The organism is Stenotrophomonas sp. SRS1, assembly GCF_026130205.1.
Lineage (GTDB): Bacteria > Pseudomonadota > Gammaproteobacteria > Xanthomonadales > Xanthomonadaceae > Stenotrophomonas > Stenotrophomonas rhizophila_B.
In genome coordinates, this window is the sequence record NZ_JAINFD010000001.1 from 695,216 (window position 1) to 715,207 (window position 19,992).

At 64.2% G+C, this 19,992-nt stretch carries 21 protein-coding genes; 12 read left to right on the forward strand and 9 right to left on the reverse strand.

Going from position 1 to position 19,992, the window contains the following annotated elements:
- Positions 1-277: 277 nt before the first annotated feature.
- Positions 278-751 carry a hypothetical protein gene (locus K4043_RS03025; RefSeq protein WP_265308155.1) on the reverse strand — a complete coding sequence of 158 codons (474 nt, stop codon included), beginning with the start codon at positions 749-751 and terminating at the stop codon, positions 278-280.
- Positions 752-1,000: 249 nt separating this feature from the next.
- Positions 1,001-1,516 carry an RHS repeat-associated core domain-containing protein gene (locus K4043_RS03030; RefSeq protein WP_265308156.1) on the reverse strand — a complete coding sequence of 172 codons (516 nt, stop codon included), beginning with the start codon at positions 1,514-1,516 and terminating at the stop codon, positions 1,001-1,003.
- A gap of 170 nt (positions 1,517-1,686) precedes the next feature.
- Here K4043_RS03030 and K4043_RS03035 point away from each other — a divergent pair, with 170 nt between their 5' ends.
- Complete coding sequence (locus tag K4043_RS03035; protein WP_265308157.1) at positions 1,687-2,469, forward strand: hypothetical protein; 783 nt, start codon at positions 1,687-1,689, stop codon at positions 2,467-2,469.
- 73 nt (positions 2,470-2,542) lie between these two features.
- Here K4043_RS03035 and K4043_RS03040 read toward each other — a convergent pair whose 3' ends face one another.
- Positions 2,543-3,130: a TetR family transcriptional regulator gene (locus K4043_RS03040; protein ID WP_265308158.1), complete on the reverse strand. Its 588-nt coding sequence runs from the start codon at positions 3,128-3,130 to the stop codon at positions 2,543-2,545.
- Between the two features lie 179 nt (positions 3,131-3,309).
- On the opposite strand from K4043_RS03040, the gene K4043_RS03045 reads away from it, so the two are divergent.
- The 4 genes from K4043_RS03045 (at position 3,310) to K4043_RS03060 (ending at position 7,210) form a co-directional block, all read left to right on the forward strand.
- Positions 3,310-4,407, forward strand: coding sequence for an alkene reductase (locus tag K4043_RS03045; RefSeq protein WP_265308159.1), 1,098 nt, complete (start codon positions 3,310-3,312; stop codon positions 4,405-4,407).
- Positions 4,408-4,466: 59 nt separating this feature from the next.
- Positions 4,467-5,255: an SDR family oxidoreductase gene (locus K4043_RS03050; RefSeq protein WP_265308160.1), complete on the forward strand. Its 789-nt coding sequence runs from the start codon at positions 4,467-4,469 to the stop codon at positions 5,253-5,255.
- Positions 5,256-5,281: 26 nt separating this feature from the next.
- On the forward strand, positions 5,282-6,145 hold the full coding sequence (locus tag K4043_RS03055; protein WP_265308161.1) for an alpha/beta hydrolase: 864 nt from the start codon (positions 5,282-5,284) through the stop codon (positions 6,143-6,145).
- A gap of 63 nt (positions 6,146-6,208) precedes the next feature.
- Complete coding sequence (locus K4043_RS03060; protein WP_265308162.1) at positions 6,209-7,210, forward strand: NADP-dependent oxidoreductase; 1,002 nt, start codon at positions 6,209-6,211, stop codon at positions 7,208-7,210.
- Positions 7,211-7,244: 34 nt separating this feature from the next.
- On the opposite strand, the gene K4043_RS03065 is transcribed toward K4043_RS03060, so the two are convergent.
- Complete coding sequence (locus K4043_RS03065; protein WP_265308163.1) at positions 7,245-7,439, reverse strand: hypothetical protein; 195 nt, start codon at positions 7,437-7,439, stop codon at positions 7,245-7,247.
- A gap of 176 nt (positions 7,440-7,615) precedes the next feature.
- Positions 7,616-9,082: an amidohydrolase family protein gene (locus tag K4043_RS03070; protein WP_265308164.1), complete on the reverse strand. Its 1,467-nt coding sequence runs from the start codon at positions 9,080-9,082 to the stop codon at positions 7,616-7,618.
- A 174-nt stretch (positions 9,083-9,256) separates the two neighbouring features.
- Here K4043_RS03070 and K4043_RS03075 point away from each other — a divergent pair, with 174 nt between their 5' ends.
- A complete protein-coding gene (locus K4043_RS03075) occupies positions 9,257-9,742 on the forward strand; it encodes a sigma-70 family RNA polymerase sigma factor (protein WP_265308165.1) in 486 nt (161 codons plus the stop codon).
- Positions 9,729-10,298, forward strand: a complete 570-nt coding sequence (locus K4043_RS03080; RefSeq protein WP_265308166.1) for a hypothetical protein — start codon at positions 9,729-9,731, stop codon at positions 10,296-10,298. The genes K4043_RS03075 and K4043_RS03080 overlap by 14 nt, the downstream gene beginning before the upstream one ends.
- 295 nt (positions 10,299-10,593) lie before the next feature.
- Here K4043_RS03080 and K4043_RS03085 read toward each other — a convergent pair whose 3' ends face one another.
- Both K4043_RS03085 and K4043_RS03090 read right to left on the reverse strand, forming a co-directional pair.
- On the reverse strand, positions 10,594-11,235 hold the full coding sequence (locus K4043_RS03085) for a hypothetical protein (RefSeq protein WP_265308167.1): 642 nt from the start codon (positions 11,233-11,235) through the stop codon (positions 10,594-10,596).
- A 174-nt stretch (positions 11,236-11,409) separates the two neighbouring features.
- The gene (locus K4043_RS03090) at positions 11,410-11,787 is read right to left on the reverse strand and encodes a hypothetical protein (protein ID WP_259259764.1); all 378 of its coding nucleotides are present in this window, start codon (positions 11,785-11,787) and stop codon (positions 11,410-11,412) included.
- A gap of 219 nt (positions 11,788-12,006) precedes the next feature.
- Here K4043_RS03090 and K4043_RS03095 point away from each other — a divergent pair, with 219 nt between their 5' ends.
- The 5 genes from K4043_RS03095 (at position 12,007) to K4043_RS03115 (ending at position 17,175) form a co-directional block, all read left to right on the forward strand.
- Positions 12,007-13,248: a VCBS repeat-containing protein gene (locus tag K4043_RS03095; RefSeq protein WP_265308168.1), complete on the forward strand. Its 1,242-nt coding sequence runs from the start codon at positions 12,007-12,009 to the stop codon at positions 13,246-13,248.
- Between the two features lie 75 nt (positions 13,249-13,323).
- Positions 13,324-13,740, forward strand: coding sequence for an H-NS family nucleoid-associated regulatory protein (locus K4043_RS03100; RefSeq protein WP_265308169.1), 417 nt, complete (start codon positions 13,324-13,326; stop codon positions 13,738-13,740).
- An 80-nt stretch (positions 13,741-13,820) separates the two neighbouring features.
- Positions 13,821-14,750, forward strand: coding sequence for a hypothetical protein (locus tag K4043_RS03105; protein WP_265308170.1), 930 nt, complete (start codon positions 13,821-13,823; stop codon positions 14,748-14,750).
- The gene (locus tag K4043_RS03110; protein ID WP_123729523.1) at positions 14,747-14,980 is read left to right on the forward strand and encodes a hypothetical protein; all 234 of its coding nucleotides are present in this window, start codon (positions 14,747-14,749) and stop codon (positions 14,978-14,980) included. Before K4043_RS03105 ends, K4043_RS03110 begins: the two co-directional genes overlap by 4 nt.
- 143 nt (positions 14,981-15,123) lie before the next feature.
- Positions 15,124-17,175, forward strand: a complete 2,052-nt coding sequence (locus K4043_RS03115; RefSeq protein WP_265308171.1) for a TonB-dependent receptor — start codon at positions 15,124-15,126, stop codon at positions 17,173-17,175.
- Between the two features lie 48 nt (positions 17,176-17,223).
- On the opposite strand, the gene pnuC is transcribed toward K4043_RS03115, so the two are convergent.
- Positions 17,224-17,820: a nicotinamide riboside transporter PnuC gene (gene pnuC / locus K4043_RS03120; RefSeq protein WP_123729524.1), complete on the reverse strand. Its 597-nt coding sequence runs from the start codon at positions 17,818-17,820 to the stop codon at positions 17,224-17,226.
- Complete coding sequence (locus K4043_RS03125; protein ID WP_265308172.1) at positions 17,817-19,982, reverse strand: TonB-dependent siderophore receptor; 2,166 nt, start codon at positions 19,980-19,982, stop codon at positions 17,817-17,819. The genes pnuC and K4043_RS03125 overlap by 4 nt, the downstream gene beginning before the upstream one ends.
- Positions 19,983-19,992 lie beyond the last annotated feature (10 nt).

The window sequence follows — 19,992 nt, forward strand, 5'->3', positions numbered from 1 at the left end:
CAATCAGCGCGTCAGAACCCACGACCAATTCACTAGCAAGCAGCAGCGCGTGTGACTACGCGAAGAGGACCTACCTCGCACAGCATCCGAACGAGTCGGTGGGTACTAACAGTAAGCGCTGAGCCCGCGAACCGCGATTTCGGCTGCATCTGTCTGGTTGATACGCAAAGTCCTTTGTCTGATAGCGGGCCTTTTGTTGTAACCAGGAAAGCCCGGCCGGCTGGTCGAATCACCAGCACCATCTAACAGCCGACGACCTCTCGGCTGGCAAATGGCTTCACCCCGCGGGCGATTCGATCAATTTCACGAGCAAGGGGGTACCTTCGCCTTGCTGGAATATATCCAGGCCAAGAATATAAGTGCACTCATCCCAATCGAAGAAGAGAGATAAGTATCCACTTAAATCACCAATACTTCCAGAACCATACCTTACAACATCATCCTCCGGCCAATCGGACAAGAAGAAAACGAATTTCTCAAAACCATCCACCTTGTCATCCATGACAAATTCTCGAAGTAAACCCAGCAACTTAGACTTTACGACACTAAAGCTCTCATCACCGGCAACAATGTCAACTCGCGCCAGCCAGAACCATCCAAACTTATCAAAGAGGCGCTCAATGCCAGGGCGCAACTCACCCCAAAACTCTTCGATCCCTGGCTTTATTACATCCCCCCACCCTCCATCAACGTCGGACGCTTCGCCGCGATTGCCGCCCCCGCTACCAAGCGCGATTCCAATCTGATACATACTACCTCCCGCCCCTTGATCTTACCTAGCTCTCTCATGCCTCTATTTGCGGGGGCTCTGTCCTGTCCATTCCCCCACCTGACATTACCACTCGGATCCACATTCCGGGAATTTCTTGGAGTAACACTTGGCCCATCAAATCCATGTCCATCCGTGCGATAGCGCCCGATGTCTTGGCCTCCTCCAGATACCGTAGGATTTCCACCAAATGCGTCTTTTACTTTCTAAATAATCCCCTTAAATGTTCTCTCACCCGGCTTTGGTGTTGCTCCAAGGCCTTTGAACACGAATCCACCAGCATGAACTGCCTCTGCACCTTGCCTCCCACCCGGAACTCTCGATAGCGCCACGCCGACAATTGCACCTTGAAAATCGCCATCTGCGATATCCAAGGCAGTCCCAAGGGGACTTCCAATTGCGTTTAGCACTCGCCTTGCCCCCCCTCCAAGCGCGGTCGAACTCCGCTTCAGTCATGCACTGTCCGGTGCTGGTGTAGAAGCGACCATTCGGATCTGCATATCGATATGGATTATTTGCAGCGTACCGGTATCGATTGAACATGCCCACCGGATCGCTCTCAGCGGTGACCTCGTCTATTGATAGAAAGACACCAAGCCGGGGGTCGTAATAACGCTGCTCCATGTAACTTAAAAAAGTCGCGCCATCTCGAACATGCCCAGTGAATCCAGGGCGATCAGCAGTTGCAACACCAATCGTCCTAGGGCATGGAAGCTGGATCTTAGGGTGGCTGGGTGCAGCTAACAAGCCAGCGTCTAGCCGGTCCCCGCGATCGCAAGCTCCCCCGGCACCCAGCCTTGCGGATCGTCGATGCCTCGTTGATCATCCTGTGCCCGCTCACTTCCGCGGGTTCGCCTGCACTACTTCGTACCTTTCACCGGATGTCCATCGCAGGCAGATCGGCCATCCCCTGAAAAATGCGCAAGACCCTGGATGCCCATACACGCATGGAATGCACAATGTCCCCCCTACCCCGTGCGTTGGCTGTCCTGCTGAGCGTGTGCCTGCCGGCGGCGGCGCAGGCCGAACCTGTTTTCTTTACCAGTCATGGCGATTTCTACCGGTCACTCGGCGGTGCCTTGTTTCCGGAATCGGGAACGTCGCTGGCCATGCCTTGCACGGAATCACCCCGGCACTGCATCTGGGTGACCTCCATGCACCAGGCGCTGCGCCGGTACGACCAACCGTTGTGGACCACGCCCGGCGATCTACCCATGACGCCGCCCAAGGGTGGAATCGATGTTGCCTTTGATGGCCAAGCGTTGATGGTGGGGACGCGGCGCTGGCCCCTGAGCCGTGCCGTGAGCCTGGCGTCATCGCACTGGCGCAGCGAGACGGCGATCGACCCGGAGAACCTGACGGCCGTAACGGCCTGGCAGCGCGGCACGTCGGTTTGCCTGGATATGCGCTATTCCAGCAGTGGCACAGCCGTCCGCTACACAGTGGTGCTGTTGTTGCATGGTGAGCGCCTGTACACGCTGCCACCGCTGTTTGCCACGTGTGCAGCCGTACGGGAGGCGCCCCATGGCGGCTTCAGCTATCCGAGCAACACCTACCTCGGTGCTGAGCAGGAACACCCTCGGACCGGCCTGCAAGTGGACTATGTGTTGTCCGATGGCAAGACACGCATTGCGCGCTACTTGCTGCGCTTTTCCGATCAGGGCAATCCCTACCGCTTTGAAGCAACACGCGGCGAATGACCGTGATGCCACTCACCGCATCACGGCGGTGCCGCTGGTGGCGGCGGCGAATCGGGTGTTCGCGGGGAAACCCCTAGCGGCGGCTGTTGGGCACACCACCCAGCCGCGCCAGCACGTCTTCCCGGCACGCATCCAGGATCTCGTCCGCCAGCGGCGAGTCGTCCGGGCAGGACCTGGACAACACCATCGCGCCGACAGCCTGGGCCATCAAGGCGATACGCCGCGCACGCGCCTGTTCGGACGTGAGGCCGTCTGACTGGCCTTCCGGGTAGGGGGATACGGCCAGCTGCGCCTCGATACCTGCCGCGAAGGCCGCCTTGACCGGATCCGGCTGACGCGCCGCGTCGGTGCACAGCGCTGACATGGTGCAACCCTGGCCTGGCGCGTCCCGATGCTGCCGGGAAAGGTAATGGCTCATGAAGCTCGCCAGGTCCATGTCGGCCGCGGCATCGGCCGATTTCGCCAGGCCGCAGCTCGCCGCCTCCGCCATCAGGTCGGCCTTGGAGCCGAAGTGCTTGTAGAAGCCGCCATGGGTAAAGCCGGCCGCCGCCATGAGGTCTGCCACGCCCACACCGTCGTAGCCCCGCTCCCTGAAAAGCGTGGAAGCGGTGTCGACGATGTGCGCCCGGTTGGCCTGCGCCTGTGCCTTGGTGACCTTCATGACTCGTTGTCTCTTGCCGCTCTTCCGCGATAGACCCGCACTTTACCACGGATAGATGACCATCATCATCAAACCATTGACATCTAAGATTATGGTCATCATCATTGCAGCACTTCCAGGCGACGCCACTGCCGGCCCGCCCGCGCCAACCCCTCAACGACCACGACCCCCCACCCGCCATGACGACCTCGACACTCTTCCAGCCCTACCCCCTTGGCCCGCTGACCCTGGCCAACCGCATCGTGATGGCACCGCTGACGCGCAACCGCGCCGGTGCCGGTCTGGTGCCCGGTCCGCTCGCCGCCACCTACTACGCCCAGCGCGCCTCGGCCGGCCTGATCATCACCGAGGCCACCCAGATCTCGGCGCAGGCCCAGGGCTACCAGGACACGCCGGGGCTGTACACGCAGGATCAGATCGATGGCTGGCGCAAGGTCACCGACGCCGTGCACGCGCGCGGCGGACGCATCTTCGTGCAGCTGTGGCACGTGGGCCGCATCTCCCACGTGGATCTGCAGCCCGGCAACGCCGCGCCCGTGTCCGCCTCGGCCATCCGGGCGCAGACCAAGACCTTCGTCCACAACGGCTTTGTCGATGTGTCCGAGCCGCGTGCACTGGAGATCGACGAACTACCGGCCATCGTCAACGACTTCCGTCAGGCCGCCGCCAATGCGATCGCCGCCGGGTTCGATGGCGTGGAACTCCACGGTGCCAACGGCTACCTGCTCGAACAGTTCATCAAGGACGGCGCCAACCAGCGCACCGACGCCTACGGCGGCTCGATCGAAAACCGTGCGCGCCTGCTGCTGGAAGTCACTGCGGCCGTGGCAGCCGAGATCGGCGCCGATCGCACCGGCGTGCGCCTCTCGCCGGTCTCGCCGGCCAACGCCATCGCGACCATCAGCGATCCGCAGCCGCAGTACGACTACATCGTCGATCAGCTCAGCGCGCTGGGCATCGTCTACCTGCATGTGGTCGAAGGCGCGACGGGCGGCCCGCGCGATGTCGCCCCGTTCGACTTCGACGGCCTGCGCCGCCGTTTCACCGGCACCTACCTGGCCAACAACGGTTATGACCTGGAACTGGCCAACGCGCATCTGGCCAGTGGCAAGGCCGACCTGTTCGCCTTCGGCCGTGCCTTCATCAGCAATCCGGATCTGGTCGAACGCCTGAAGACCGGCGCGCCCTTGAACGCCCTGAACCCGGCCACGTTGTATGGCGGCGGCGCGGAGGGCTACACCGACTACCCCGCCCTGACCGACACGCTCGCGCAGTAACTCCGTCGCCATCGCCGCGCTGCATCCCCGTTGCCCCATTACATTTCAAGAGACACACCATGAGCCTGCTTCCTGCTGTCCTCATCACCGGCGCCTCCAGCGGCATCGGCACCGTTTACGCCGAACGTTTCGCGCGCCGCGGCCACGATCTGGTACTGGTCGCGCGCGACACGGCGCGGCTGGACGCACTGGCCGCGCGCCTGCGCCACGACACCGGCGTTGCCATCGACGTACTTCCGGCCGACCTCACCCAGCGCGCCGACCTGGCCGCCGTTGAAACCCGCCTGCGCGACGATGCCCGCATCGGCATCCTGGTCAACAACGCGGGCATCGCCCAATCCGGTGGCTTCACCGAGCAGTCGGCCGACAGCATCGAACAACTGATCACGCTGAACACCCTCGCCCTGACCCGCCTTGCCGCTGCCGTTGCACCACGGCTGGCCAGCGCCGGCGAAGGCGCGATCGTCAACATTGGCTCGGTGGTCGGCCTGGCGCCGGAGTTCGGCATGTCCGTCTACGGTGCGACCAAGGCCTTCGTGCTGTTCCTGTCACAGGGACTGAGCCTGGAGCTGTCGCCCAAGGGCGTCTATGTGCAGGCCGTGCTGCCTGCGGCGACACGCACCGAGATCTGGGAGCGGGCCGGTATCGACATCAACACGCTGTCGGAGGTGATGGATGTCGGCGAGCTGGTGGATGCGGCACTGGTCGGCTTTGATCGCCGCGAGACCGTCACGATTCCACCGCTGCATGTGGCCGAACGCTGGGACACGCTGGACGCATCGCGTCAGGGCCTGCTCTCGGACATCCGGCAGGCGCAGGCGGCGGAACGCTATCGCCCCACTGAGTGAAACCCTGACCCCACAGGTACGCGACCATGACGCTTCCCAGCACGCCCCCCGACTCCAGACGTTCGTTCGAGAGTGCACCGACCCGCTCGCTGGAGGTCGATGGCACCCGGTTCGCATACCGCGAACTGGGGCCGCAGCACGGCATCCCGCTGGTCATGCTCAACCACTGGGGCGCGGTGCTGGACAACTTCGACCCGCGCATCGTGGATGGCCTGGCCAGCAGGCATCGCGTCATCGCCATCGACTACCGTGGCATTGGAGGATCAGGTGGCAAAGCACCGGTAACCGTCGCGGAAATGGCGAAGGACACGATCGCGCTGATTCGCACGATGGGCTTGGGCCGCGTCGATCTGCTTGGCTTTTCGCTCGGCGGCTTCGTTGCGCAGCAGGTGGTGCTGGACGCGCCTGACCTGGTGCGGCGGCTCATGCTGACCGGCACCGGGCCGGCGGGTGGCCACGGCATCGACCGGGTGGGCCGCGTGTCCTGGCCCTTGATCCTCAAGGGCCTGCTGACGCGGCGCGATCCCAAGTACTACCTGTTCTTCACCGCCAGCGCCCGCAGCCGACAGGCGGCCACCGCGTTCCTGCAACGGTTGAAGGAACGCACGAATGATCGCGACAGGCCAGCCTCACCCGGGGCGTTCCTGCGGCAACTGAAGGCGATCACCGCGTGGGGCAGGCAATCGCCCCAGGACCTGGGCGACATCCGTATCCCGGTACTGATCGCCAATGGGGACAGCGACATCATGGTCCCCACGCCCAACAGTGGGGATCTGGCCCACCGCATTCCCGATGCGACGCTGGTCCTCTACGACGACGCCGGTCATGGCGGGATCTTCCAGTATCACGGTGAGTTTGTACGGGACGCGCTGGCGTTCCTCGATAACTGATGCGCCCACCACGTTCCCCGCCCCGCAACCCGACGGCATCCCTCAACCAGAGACACACCGCCCATGAAAGCCTTCCTCATCGACCGTTATGGCAAAAAGGAGACCGGCCGCATCGGTGACGCGCCGCAGCCGCCTCTGCGCGATGACGATGTTCTCATCCGCGTGCACGCTGCCAGCGTGAATGCACTGGACACCAAGATCCGCACCGGGGAGTTCAAGCTGATCCTGCCTTATCGCCTGCCGCTGATTCTTGGCAACGATATGGCCGGTACGGTGGTAAGTGTCGGCGCCGGGGTGCACCACTTCAAACCCGGCGATGAGGTGTATGCCCGTCCCGACGATGATCGCATCGGCACGTTCGCCGAGTTCATTGCGGTCAATGCTGCCTCGGTGGCGCTCAAACCCGGCAACCTCACCATGGTGGAGGCCGCCTCGCTGCCCCTGGTCGCACTGACCGCATGGCAGGCGCTGGTCGAAACCGCCCAGCTCAAACCCGGGCAGAAGGTCTTCATCCAGGCCGGCTCCGGCGGTGTCGGGACGGTGGCGATCCAGCTGGCCAAACATCTGGGCGCCTTGGTGGCCACCACCACCAGTACCGCCAACGTCGCGTGGGTGAAGGATCTCGGCGCAGACGTCGTCATCGATTACAAACAGCAGGATTTCGCGACGGAACTGCGTGACTACGATGTGGTGCTCAACAGCCTTGGCAAGGATGAGCTGACCCGCTCGCTGCAGATCCTCAGGCCGGGCGGGCATCTGATCTCCATCTCGAGGCCACCCACGCCCGCGTTTGCCACTGCGCGCGGCTTGGCCTGGCCGCTCAAGCAGGTCATTCGCCTGCTCAGCCATGGCATCCGCAGCAAGGCCAGGCAGAAGGGCGTGACCTACACGTTCGTGTTCATGCGGGCCAGTGGGCAGCAGTTGGGTGAGATCACCTCGCTGGTGGAGGCTGGTGCGATCCGCCCGGTCATCGACAGGGTCTTTCCGTTCCAGGAGACCCAGAGCGCCTTGGCCCATGTCGAGAGTGGCCGGGCCAAGGGCAAGGTGGTGGTGGAGATGCGGTAGGTCGCAGGCGATCCAGAACCTCTTCTACCTGCGGTTAGCAGCGCTCCTGCTCCTGCGCACGTACCTCGTCCATCCCATAACCGCGCCCGATGTCCTCGAGATCGGATGCGCTGGGCGGCATATCGAGTTGATCGGCCAGCAGCCCGGGCAGGTCGGACGTGGTCGACAGGCCGCTGCGCCAGCGTGGGGACCAACGATCCAGCAGAACGCCGTACGCCGGCCCGGTCACGGCATCAACCAGACGACGGCAATCGCTACGCCACGGAGAGTGGGGATGGACATCCTTCTCATTGCAGGCGCGTCTCCTTGACGGTCCGATGGCAGGTTTCCCGCCGATTCTGATTCTCGCGACGATGGAATGTTATGTCACCGCGTTGATACGGCGGGATCTTAGAGCAACAACCTTTATCGCGGTGGGGCCAGGTCCACGGTACCAAGAATCTCCTTCGGGGTTCCAGACTCTCCATCACTCAGGATCAGTGTCAGGTTCCGCAGTCCCCCAAGGTCATCAAGCGGGTTACTCCCGAAGAACACGACATCTGCCTCCATGCCCCGCTCGATACGCCCTGTGCGGCTGCCGATGCCAAGCGCTTCCGCTGCATCCGACGTCGCCAGTCGCAGCACAGCCCACTGACTGATGCCCGCACGCCGGTGAAGCTCCAGCTCGCGGCTGTATGCCGGGCCTCCGCCATTCCCGTCAGTGCCCACCAGAATGGGTACGCCCGCAACATATAGCCTTCGAGCAAGTTCAAGCACCTTCGGCATCACTGCCCTCGCCTGCCGGTGGTCCTGCTCAGTCATGCGCGGCAGGAAAGACAACAGGGCCTCGAGGTTGGCCGGATGGACGTACATCCGGTCTTCGGCCGGAAGCACGCTGTCCAGACGATCACTGTTGTAAGCCAGCTCATTCACCCCCAGCGTCGTGCTTACTACTACGCCGCGCTGGGCCAGCTCGGCGAGCATCTCCTGTATGAGTTGGCCATCGAAGTCAGCCAGTTCAAACCAGCGGAAAAGATAGCGCGCGTCTGCGCCACGCTCTGCAAGGTAGGTGGCGCGCTGTTCGGGCTCAAGCAGCGCTGCACTGGTGGGCAGCGTATGTTCCAGGCCATCGATGCCGAGCCGCGCCGCCTGCGTCCAGCTGATGGCATCCAGATGAGCGATGGCCTTTAGACCGTTGCGGTGCGCCGCCTGGATGCCCAGGTTGAGTTCATCGGCATCCAGGCCGCTGTAGAGCTTGAAGTAGCGCATGCCCATCTCCGCCTGCCGTCGGGCCTCCGCGTCCCATGCGGCCTCCGAGCGCGGATAGGCGAACGCGCCACCGCCAAAGGGGGGAGGCTGGATGACCGAGCCGGCGTGAAGCGCCTCTGGACCACGCCAGGCGCCACTCCGGATCTGCGCGTCGTAGCGCGCGTTCGCCGCAGGATCGCCGCCGGGGTTGCGAACGGTGGTGACGCCAAAGGCAAGCGCGACTGCTGCGTTGTGCCGGGTGATCGCATCGACACTCGGGATGGTGATGACGTTGGCGCCATCGATCACTTCAATGCTGTGGGGGCCCGAAGTGATATGGGCATGTCCATCAATCAGCCCAGGCAAGGCGTAGTGTCCCGTCATATCCACGGCGCGCTGCGGGGCCCGGCCCTTCCACTCCCCCGTCCCGACGGCTGCTATCTTTCCGTGGGCAACAAGGATGTAGGCGTTGTCCACCACACGTTCCGCAGTGGGATCGAGCAGAGCGAAGCCGTGGTAGAGGACGCCCGTTGGTGCCAGGCTTCTCGTTGCATTGGATGCGCAGCCGACGAGGAATGCGCAGAACAGTGGAATTGCCATCCACCGCTGCACCTCCGCGACAGGTTGTCTCATCTTCGCCTTCATCATCGTGTCCTTGTCTGAGGGATTCGCCGGAACCTGCTCACCGTGAGCATTCCAGTCCCTTGGTAGTAACCTCCGCGGACCGGTTTCTTACTGCTCAATCAACTCAACACAGCGTGTAAGAAATCGTCTCCCCCCGACGACTGTGGGTGTGTAGCCCATGGAGACTCCGCCCTGATGCACCCCTTGTGGTCCGACGTCCAGCAGCATCTGCCCCTGATATGGCGGGCGGTGCGCGCCTACGAGCGGGACCCTGCCGCGCAGGAGGACCTGGTGCAGGAAGTGCTGCTGGCCGTCTGGCAGGGATTGCCGCGACTGCGTGACCCTGCCCGGCTTCGCGCCTACATGCTTCGCATCGCGCATAACCTTGGCGCCAGCCACGTACGCCAAGCCGTTCGCAACCCCGAACATCCGCGCGTGGATCCAGACGCCTTGGCGTTGATTGCCGATGCATCCTCCGCCCCCGGCGATGCGGATACGCAATGGCTGCTGGACGCGCTGCGATTGATTCCGCTACCCCAGCGCCAGGTACTCCTGCTGCAGCTGGAGGGCTTCGATTACAAAGAGATCGCCGGGATGCTCGGCATCAGTACCGACAACGTCGGCGTGCGGGCGCACCGTGCCCGCAAGGCACTACAGGATATCCACGATGGACATCAATGACGACGCGCTCCGCACGCTCTGGCAACGCCAACAACCTCCGTCAGACCTTGCCGACACGATGGCGCGAAAGGTCCGCAGGCACCATCGCCTTGAGAAGCTGCGCCGCGCCCTCGATGTCGCGGTGACGATCGGTGGCATCGCGCTGCTCAGCTGGCCTGCAGCCAGCGGCGGACTGTCACCTGGCCAATGGCTGCTGATCCCCTTTTTCTCGGTGTTCCTCATCACGAGCTGGAGCATTCTGCTGCGACAGGGGTACGATCAGCGGGTCGCCGCCCATCAGCCGATGTCGGTGTACGTGACGATCCGGAAAGTGCAGCTGCGCAACAGGCTGCGGCACCTGAGGCTGGCCCGAATGGCCTCCCTTGCGCTATGCGCCTACGCGCTGGTCAGTGTGGTCACCTGTTACCTGGTCGCAACCGCCGACTGGCAGCAGGCCGCCCTCCGCCTGGCAATGTGGGCCGTCCTCTGGGCCCTCGGAACCTGGTGGCTGGCCAAAAAGCAGCGGAGGGCTACGCGCCAGCAGTATCGCCAGATCGCGCGACTTGGCGGTAAGTGATGATGCGTCGCCCATGGCAATGAGCATGGGCTGATCGAAAGCCTCAAGAGCACCCATTGGGCACAACCGACCGACTGCCATTTCCGGGGGACAGCCCGCCATGGTGTGCAGGCCCCTGCTCGCACCCTCTGCATGCTGACCTGCACGGGCGCCCATTCACTGGATATCAGTGGTCCTGTGGAGGTGTTCGCGCTGGCCAGCCGCCAAGCAGGGGAAGACCGCACTGGCAGTGGCCTCGCCTGATCCCCATCTGCCGTGTGCAGACATGCCGGACGACACCGATACCCTGGATGCACTACGGCTTTGCCGAAACGACCTCCAAGCCTTTGACGTTCTGATTCCGACACGTCGAGTAGCCCACGGCCTTGCCAGACGTGAATGTGATCGAGCCAACCTGCTGCGCCAGTACGAGCGGCGCGTTGATCTTCGGGTACGCCGCCAGGACCTTTGCACCCTCATCCAGTACATCTGCGGAACCGGCGCCCATGTTGCTCAATACGTCACCAAGTGAAATTACACTGACCTTGCCGGGAGCGACGCGAAACACGGGCGCGCCTTCGGAATAGCAGTTCTCCATCACCACATTGCCTTGAAGATCGCTCCTCGCTGCATACGCATAGTCGCCTGGCACCACCGAATGAGCACCAAAACGCAGCGTCGTGGAGACGCTCTCGGGCTTCTTCAATTCATCGACAACGAACGTCCCCGCACCAGCGTCAAAAACAATGGAAAACCATTCGGACTGGAAGGTTGACGACTGCATGTCGACCCTGCTGAAAAGCAAGGTGTAGCTGCCCACGACCCGCTCGGGCAGCTTGTCCACGGCTACAACCACGAACGCACTGCCATCGCTGCCATCGAACGTCGTTTTCTGATCGACGGTGGCGCACCCGCTGAGGGATACGATCGAAATCAATGCAAGAACTGCGGTCCTCATGACGCCCCCTGATTCGTTCCGATGAAATGGATCAGCCCGGGGGGATTGTAAGCCACGACATCCTTGTCGGTCCGAAGCGGGACCGCTTTGGGCCAAGCTCAGAGGACGTCGGTCGATCTCCGCAACCCGGAATGATCAACCGTCGCCCAGCAGACGGCCCCCGCTCTGCCCCGATCAGCGCCAGCCGCGGTTGTGGTTGCGGCGGTCATGGTCCCAGCGACGCTGGTCGTGACGACGATCGTGGCGGCTGGTGCGCTCGTAACGATGGTCGCGGTCATAGCGGCGATCACGATCATGGCGATAGTCGCGGTTGTCCCGGCGATCCTTGGTGGTCACATTGCCGATCGCGCCGCCGGCCACAGCACCGCCTGCGGTCATCATCGGGTCGCCGTTGGACAGCACGTGCCCCGCGACGCCACCCACGACGGCACCCACCAGTGTGTTCTTGTCCTTGCGCGACAGCGCGGAGGCATCGCCTGCGGCGATGACGCCAGCGGTCAGAGCCAATGCCATGGCCAGGCCACGGAAGCTGAAAGCGGTTGAGGTGAGCATCGTTGGATCCTCCAAACGTATCGGTGTGGAATCGAATCTGGTGGCCGAAGATTGCCGGAACATTGCGCACCCGCGGATGAACCGCCCCCTGTTCAGTTTGGCGAAAGTACAGCTTGGCGGGGCCATGCCCTCGCGCCAAGCCGACGCCAGCGCCTCTACAGTGGCACGCGTGTCCCGCGCAACGGACGCACTCAATGACCGCTTCGGAGCCCGAGCCGCATGCACTCACCGATCCCCGCCCTCGCCCTCGCCGCCTCTCTTTCAGGCGTCTCGGTCACGGCGTGCGCTGCCCCTTCGCAACCGTCGCGCACCATTTTTACCGACGTTACCGCCACCCATGTTCCCACCGACGCGGACCTCCATGCACTGGATGCGGCGTTGCTGGATGCCGATGGCGATGGCGATCTGGATGTCGCGGTGGCGGTGGAGAATGGCGCCAACCGGCTCTATCTCAATGATGGCGCCGGCAAGCTCGCACATGCGTCCGATGCGTTCGGCGCGATCACCGGCGACAACGAGCATGTACGCGTGGCCGATGTTGATGGTGACGGTCATATCGATGTGCTGTTCATCGCTGAAGACACCGAGCAGCACAACCTGTTCCTGGGTGACGGCAAGGGTGGATTCGTACGGGTCAGCGAGCGCCTTCCTGCGATGAGCCAGGCCAACGGCGTCGCCATCGGCGATGTCAACGGCGATGGCCTGCCCGACATCGTGGTGGGCAACACGACGGAGGGCAAAGCCGGTGTGGCGCAACCGTTCCTCTGGCTCAATGACCGCGCGCGCCCGGGCTACTTCGTTGATGCCACTACCAGCCACCTGCCCGCGATCAACGTGCAGGCACAAGGCATTACCCTGGCCGATCTGGATGGCGATGGCGATCTGGACATGGCCATTGCCAGCCAGGATCCCGTCAACCGCCTGCTGATCAACGATGGCAGCGGCCGCTTCACCGATGCCACCGATCGCCTGGGAGCGCAGATTCCCACCGAGACGCGGGAAGTCCATGCGTTCGACGCGAACGGTGATGGGCGGCTGGACCTGGTCTTCTTCAACCTCACCAGCAACAACCAGGCCTGGGACAAGGATCCGCAGACGCGCCTGCTGATCAATCAAGGCGAGGCCCGTTTCAAGGATGACACCGCCGCACGTCTGCCCGCGCATCGTTTCTCCAGCTGGGGCGGGACGGTGGTGGATTTCAACGAGGATGGCCATCCGGACCTGGTCGTCAGCGCGATCGACGTGCCCGGTTTCGTACCGCTGCAGGTTCGCGCCTGGCAGAACGATGGCAAGGGCAACTTCACCGACGTCACTGCCTCGGTGATCCCCCGCACCACGGTGGGGCGCAGCTGGAGCATGGTGCGCGGTGATCTGGATGGGGATGGCAAGCCCGATCTGTTCATTGGCGGGTGGCAGTCGCAGGCCCGCCTGCTGCTGACCGGCAGCAGGATCGACGAGTAAGCCTGCGCAAACCGATGGCTTCACGCTGGCATTTGCTATCGTGCCCTCCGTCCATCCCTGCTTCCTTGGAATCCCATGCCCCGTACGTCCTCCACCGCCCCCTCTGCATCTAAGATCAACGCCAGCCTCGCAGCGGCGGTCGCGCGATCGGGAATGGATGAAAGCGCGCTGCTGCGGGCCGCCACGAAGGAGGCGTTCGAGCGCGCACTCGTGCTGCTTACCGCCTCCTACGCCGATTTCAGCCCGGAACAGCAGCGCAGGATCCGAGCAGCGGTAGGGAACGCGGGGTCGGCCAGTCCCACCCCGCGCGCCAAGCCGGCCAAGATTCCCCGCGAAGCACTGCCGCCGCGCTTCTGGCTGCCGCACAGCGGTGCGACCTGGTCCGGCCGCGGGCGCATCCCCGGTGCGTTCCTTGCGTGGGAGGGCACCGTGGCGCACACCGAATGGAAGAAGACGCACCCGGATCAGCGCTTCCCGTCCTACCCGGGCTGAGCAGGCACCGCGTTTGGCGACGCAGGGCGACTGATCGAAGCGACTATGATGGTCGCCATTGAACGAAGCAGTGGTTGCACATGAGTCGCGGAATCAAGATGCGCAAGGCCGTGGGGACGCACGGCACCCTGCACCGGTTGGTCGACCTGCAGAAGCGGCATGACGCGCAGCAGACCCTGCCCACGTTGCTCTGCGATGGCTGCGCCGTGCCGGTCCGATTCGTCCCCGCGCACGACAGGAGCGGTGCCGACGGCGCCTTTCCCGCCTCGGTTCCTGCGTACATCGCGTTGAACAAGGGGACTGAGCACCTGCCAGGGTGCCGCTACAACGCCCCCTCACATCTCCAGACCCTGCTCGCCAGCGGAACCGATCCCGAGTTCCTGCCCGCCTTGGGTGATGGCGCGTATGAGCTGCGACTGTTGATTCTCCAGCAGGCCCTGAAGCGCCGCAGCGCCGGACCGACCCTGCTCCCGGCCGACGCGCCACTCGACGGTTACCTGCGCACCCTCACCGACCTGCTGATCCTGCAGGCGATGTGCGAGGACGACGCGCTGCTGACCTCGCAATTGACCCTGCGCCTGGGCAAGAAGCGGGTCGACTGGGCGAATTTCCTTTACGGCCAGGACCGCTACGACGAAGCATGGGAACGGCTGGGCACGGCATCCAGCGAGCTGCCGCTGGCGCTGCTCGGGACGGTGCGGTCACATCGCACGCCGCAGCCCGGTGATCCCCATGGCGTCACCTTCCTCAACTGTGCTCCGAAGTATCAGCAGACCGGCGTGACCGACCGCAGGGACTTCTACGAAGTGAGCGTCGGGCACGCCGATGCGGCATGGCTGAAGTCCTTCCCGGTGGGCGCGGAGATCGTGATGTTCGGGCTGTGGCGCCAGGGCAGAAGCAGCACCGCCTCACGGCCGCACCCGACCGACCCGCGCCGGACCATCACCAGCATCACCCACAAGGTGGCACTGCGGCCGGTGGTTGCTGGACAATTGGTCTTGGTGGAATGAAAGACAAGCCCTACTGGTTTGTCGCGCGGTCCCATGGCTGGGGATGGGGCCTTCCGTGCGCCTGGCAGGGATGGGTGGTTTACGCCATCGCGTTCGCCCTTCTGGCGGCCGGGCCGTTCGTGTTCTCGCCCTTCAAAGAACCGGTGGCATTCCAGGTGTGCACGTGGACGGTCGTGGTAGCGCTCGTCCTGATCTGCTGGAAGAAAGGGGAACCGCCGAGCTGGCGCTGATAAAGGGGACACACAGCAAACGTATCGTTACATTTCAAATGCGAATGGTTCGTGATACGATTGTTAAGAGTTGTTGAAATTCCCCACACGGACGTCCCCAAGCCATCGCCAGCGGACCCCTTTTTCCCAGGAGTACTGCGTCGATGTTGCCCCCCTCTCCCCGTTCCCGCCGTTCCGTTGCCACCCTGACTGTCGCCATCGGCCTTGCTCTGGCGAGCCAAGCGCATGCAGATGCCTCCGCAGATGCCGCCTCGGCCAAGCAGATGGACACGGTCGTCGTCACCGCCACCGGCGCCCAGCAGTGGATCAAGGACGCCCCCGCCAGCATCAGCGTGATCACCCGCGAGGAGATCGAACGCAAGCCGGTCAGCAGCATCGGCCAACTGCTGAGCACCGTTCCCGGCGTGACCGGCGGCTACGCGCTGTCAGGCGCGCAGTCCAAGATCCGCCTGCGCGGCCTGCCCGAGCAGTACACCCTGATCCTCATCGACGGCCGCCGCCAGGGCAATTCCTCCGGCGTGAACTACCGCGATGACCTGGGTCCGCAGGATCTGAACTGGCTCTCGCCGGACATGATCGAGCGCATCGAGGTGGTCCGCGGGCCGATGTCCTCGTTGTACGGCTCGGATGCGATGGGCGGGGTGATCAACATCATCACCCGCAAGATCGCCGACGACTGGGGCGGCTCTGTCACCTTCAACTACAGCAAGCCCGATTCCCCGACCCGCGGCGATACCACCCAGATGGGCGCGCTGTTCAGTGGTCCGCTGACCGAGAACCTGGGCCTGCGCGTCGGTGCCAATGTCACCAACCGCGAATCGGATACCGGCCGCCGCCAGACGCCCGGCAACAAGGCCGAGAACGCCAACGCCCTGCTGAACTGGCGCGTCAACGATGACCACACCGTGGGCGTTGAAGCCTCGCGTGGCGAGCAGCGCAACAGCGGTGCCGGCGCGGTCGGTGCGTGGGGTCTGTCCAAGCTGGTGCAGACCGGCTACGTGGTCATGCACGATGGTCGCTACGGCGATGCCGCCACGTCCAAGACGACGCTGGTGCAGAACGATTACGAAGACAAGGGCAGCGTGGTCGGCAACCACTCCAAGGAGACGGTGTTCGATACCGCGTTCACCCGCAGCTTCCATTGGGGCTTCGAGCAGAGCCTGAATGTGGGTGGGCAGTGGAAGCGCGAAGAGTTGAAGAACGGCGACACCATCGGCACCGTGCCGGTCACCTGGACCGGTACCGGGCGGATCAGCCCGGTCAGTGAGGCCGACTCCTGGGCGCTGTTCGCCGAAGATCACATCACGCTGCACGAGCGCTTCATCCTGACCGTGGGCCTGCGTTGGGACAACACCGACAATTACGACGACAACCTGAGCCCGCGCGTCTACGGCGTCTGGCACCCGTCCGATGACTGGACTGTGCGCGGCGGTGTCTCGCAGGGCTTCCGCGCGCCCACCCTGAAGCAGGGCACCGCGGGCGCTGCGACCCAGTCCGGTGGCAACGGCTGCACCGCGTTGACCGTGGAAGGCTGGACCAACCGCTCGATCAGCGCCGATGGCACCACCGGCTGCTACATGGCCGGCAATCCGAACCTGGAACCGGAAACCAGCACAAACTACGAGCTGGGCGTCGGCTACGACAAGAACGGCTGGTCGGCCTCGGCCACCTACTTCCTGACCGACTTCGATGACAAGATCCAGCAGGTCCCGCTGCGTGACATCCCCGGCCAGACGACCAGCTTCGTCAACGGATTCTGGTGGACGGTCGCGCAGAACATCCAGAAGGCCCGCACCCGCGGCGTCGAAGCCAGTGTGACCGTGCCCCTGCATGAGCGACTGAACTGGGTCACCAACGCCACGCGCATGCTGGAATCGAAGAACCGCACCACCGGCGCCAGCCTGCTGGTGGTGCCCAAGCTGACCGCCAATACCTCGCTGGACTGGCAGGTGACCGATGCCTGGTCACTCAACCTGAGCGCGCAGCACATCGGCGAGCAGCTGGTGTCCTCCACCAGCGCCACGTTCGCCAAGGCGTACACCACCTGGGACCTGGTCACCGGCTACGACGTCAACGAGCACCTGACCGTGCGCGCGGGCGTGCTCAACCTCGGCGATGTCTCCACCATCGAGGAAGGCAACAACTACGACGGCGGCGCACGCACCTTCTTCGTGGGTGCCACGGCGCGGTTCTGACCGTGCCGGGTCGAGTGCAGACCTGAAGCAACGAAGGGCGGCGCGGACTTAACCGCGCCGCCCTTCTGCGTTGTGGAGCAGCGCGTCGTTGCGCGCCACCGTCCATGCCCGCAACCCCATCACGGCCAGGCCGACGAACACCAGATACAGCACCGCGGTCACGTGCAGTGACTTGACCATGTACATGCCGACGTAGACAACGTCGACCAGGATCCACAGCCACCATGCGGCCGTGTGACGCCGCGCCTGCCACCACTGGGCGACCAGGCTCAGCGCAGCCAGCATTGCATCCAGCCACGGCAGCGCTGCATTGGTGAGGAAGTGCATCGCCGCGCCGAGCGCGATGCCGAAGGCGACGCCGATGCCGAGGTCACGCCACATGGCCGCCCGCGCCAGCGGCATGATCGCGACCCGGCCATCGTCCTCCACCTGGCCACGCCAGCGCACCCAGCCGTAGACCAGGAAGCCACCGAACACGACCTGCAGCAACGTGTCCGAGTACAACCGTGCGTCGACAAAGACCAGTGCATACAGCGCGACCGAAATCAGCCCGACCGGCCAGGCGAGGGTCACCCGGCGCGTCATCAGCCACACGCCAAGCATGCTGACGATCGCGGCCGACCATTCCAGGAGTGCCGGGTTCATAGCGCGAACGTGACCGACAGCCGGGCCTGACGCGGTGCGCCCGGGAACAGGTAGTAGTCGCCCGAGCTGCTGCCGGTGTCACGCCAGTAGAAGCGGTTGAACAGGTTGTCCACCGAGAGGTTCCAGGTCACCGGATGCTCACCCACCTGATGTCTGAAGCGCAGGCCGGCATCCAACACGCTGTACGCCGGTGCGCTCACGCGGCCATCGGCGGTGGCCACGTTGGAGGCCGCGTAACGCCAGCCGCCGGTCAGCCCCAGGCCGGTCACGAACGGCAGCTGGTATTCGGCATGCACGGTCGCGCGCGTCCTGGGCACGTTGATCAGCTGGTGGCCTTCGTAGTCCGGCGTGCCGGCATCGCGGGCGCGGGCGCGCAGCACACTGGCGCTGGCGGTCAGCGACAGGCGCTCGGTGAGCTGGCCCTGCGCGGTGAGCTCCAGCCCGGTATGGGTCTGCTGCCCCTCCTGGACGAAGCTGTAGCCGGCATCACTGCCGTCCGGCTTGGCGTACTGGAACGGCTGCGAAGTGCGGAACAGAGCGGCACCCAACGTCAGCGCATCGCTGCGCACATACTTGACGCCCACTTCGGTCTGGCGCGACAGCACCGCGGGCAGGAACGTGCCTTCGTTGGAGGTCCAGAACGGCGCTTCCTGGCCGAGCGAAATGCCCCGCACGTAGCTGACATACGCGTTGACCTCGTCGGTCGCCTTCCAGACCAGCGCGGTCTGCGGCAGGAAGCGCGACAGGCGGCTGTGGCGCTCGGGGTTGCCACGCTTGTCGTAGGCACGCTCGTCCAGGCGGACAAAACGCCCGCCGGCCAGCCACTGCCACTCGCCGAAGCTCATGCGGTCCAGTGCGAACACCGCGGTCTGCGCGCTGTCCAGACGCCGCGCGGAGGGGCCCGGCATCAGCGGCGACGGTTCGAACTGCGGCACCTGCGCATCGTGGATGTTGGCGGTGCCCACGTACTCATTGACATTGCGTCGCTTGTCCACGGTGCGCTCGAAACGGTCCACACCCACACTCAGCTCGTGCCGGATATCGCCGGTGGCGAAACTGCCGCGCAGTTCGGCACGGAATTCCAGGTTGCGGCGGGTGTCGTCCGGGCTGCGGTAATCGTAGATGTCGTAGTCGCCGTTGGGCGCGAAGTAGTTGCCCGGCACGCTGCCATCGGCACAGCCGGCGGCGTAGTAGCAGCCGTAGGCGAAGGCGACGTTGTCGTCGATCACCGAGCGGCTGTAGCTGGCCGACACCCGCGATTGCCACGTCGGGCTGAAGTCGTAGGTATGCAGTGCAGTGAGGTTGGTGCTGTCGATGCCGACCGGCCGCTGCCAGGCCTGATAGCCCAGCATGTGCTTGCGGTCCACGCCGCGCGGCAACTCGGTGGCGCCCAGCAGCTGATAGCCCGAGGCTGAGCGCTGCGCGCTGGTCTGGTAGTTGGCATCCACCTCGAGCTTGCCGCGTTCGCCGATCAGCCAGTCGGTGGCCAGCGAGTAGAAGTTGCGGCGGCCGTCGGCATGGTCGATGTAGGAATCGGTGTCTTCCCATGCGGCATTGAAGCGCACGCCGAAGCGAGGCGACAGCCAGTGGCCGACATCCACGGCGGTGTAGCGGGAGCCTTCCGAATCGGTGCCGAGGGTGACGTTGCGGACCTCGGCCGTGCGCTTGCCCACGTAATTGATGATGCCGCCGGGCGCCATGACGCCCGCGGCGAGCCCTGCCTCACCCTTGAGGATCTCCACCGACTGGATGTTCTCCAGCGCCAGGCGCTGCTCGCCGGTGATGGCCAGCCCGTTGAAACGGTAGCCGGTACCGGTATCCAGCGGGAAGCCGCGGATCGCGATGTTCTGGTAGTAACCGACCGGCGCGTAGCTGTCGCCCAGCGAGGCATCGTTGCTGGCCAGTTCGGACAACGTGCGCACCTGGCGGCTGTCCAGCAGATCGCGATCCAGGACGTTCACCGAGGCCGGGGTGCTCTTCCAGTCACCCGCGCCGAAACTGCTGGTCTGCGTGGTGGTAGCTGCCGGCTGATGCGCCTGCACGCGCACGGCGGCGAGCTCGGTCGGCGAGCGCTCGGGCGCGTCCGCGAGATCGTTGGCATGAAGAGGCAGCGCGGCGCAGAGGGCGGCGGACAACAGCGTGGGGCGGAAGCAACGGTTCATTCGATTCGTC